The sequence below is a fragment of the Oleiphilus sp. HI0079 genome, assembly GCF_001635105.1.
Genome location: NZ_LWFT01001334.1, coordinates 1 through 964 on the forward strand (window position 1 = coordinate 1; position 964 = coordinate 964).

Annotated in this window: 1 protein-coding gene and 1 pseudogene; both read right to left on the minus strand. The window is 48.0% G+C overall.

What is annotated here, in order from left to right:
• Positions 1-514, minus strand: a 514-nt coding sequence (locus tag A3750_RS23080) for an enoyl-CoA hydratase-related protein (RefSeq protein WP_197475263.1), incomplete at its 3' end; no start/stop codon positions are given.
• Between the two features lie 18 nt (positions 515-532).
• Positions 533-964 (minus strand): annotated as a pseudogene (locus A3750_RS26585) (hypothetical protein); the annotation flags it as partial.

The following is a 964-nucleotide window of genomic DNA, read 5'->3' on the forward strand; positions in this document are numbered from 1 at the left end:
TTAACTCTTTTGCTCTGTCTATTGGAAGAAGTTCTCGTAGGGCGATAGATCCCGCCATGTCAGGGATTAGGCCCCACTTTGTTTCCATAATGGAAAATGTGCAGTCTGTTTGTGCATAGCGAAAATCTGCGCCTAGAGCGATTTGAAAACCACCGCCCCAACACTTTCCGTGAGTGACCGCAATGACCGGGACAGGCACTTCTCGCCAAAGATAGCTGACATCTTGCGCAATATTAGAAAACTTTGTTCCTGGCTTGATCAAAAGCTTGATCGCCGCCATCGGATTTTTGAGCATGCTCTTCACATCAAGCCCTGAGCAGAATGCCTTGCCCTCGCCAGAAAGAATGACGCCACGTATTTCCTTGTTGCGTGATACCTGCTTGGTGGCTTTTATAATCGCTTCAAACATAGGCATGTCGAGTGCGTTGAGTTTGTCTGCGCGAACGAGTTTCACAAATGCGATTTGATTGGTGATCTCAAGTTCTACTCGGTCGTTGATGATGGTTTTTGACATGTGTTTTCCGATTAATTTTTAAAGTTTAAAGGGCTGGGGATCGCCATTATAGATACGGGATAGTATCCGGCTTTCGCGTTCGATCAAAGTTTGCATCAGCAAATCAACATCGCTCATCCGGTAGAAAGCATCAAGTCCTCGCATTAAAAACCCGTGCAGGGAGTGTAGGCCGGATTTTTTTGCGGGTTTCTCAGAAACTGAAAGAGTAAAGCGCAGGACCGGGTTTCTTGCGTGACGATCGAGCAGCTCGCCCGCTCTTTCTACCAGAACTAATTGTCGTAACCGGTCTTCGCGGCGGGAAGCTGACTGGTAGGCTTTGACATAAGACTGCTCGTTGATATCCGACTGTTTGCTGTCGTTGAAGAGGTTTTCTGCGAGCGCGTCATCGAGGCGTTGTGTGAGCAGATTTAGCTCGACGAGATTGGATACTGTCCCGAGCAAGGATGACGG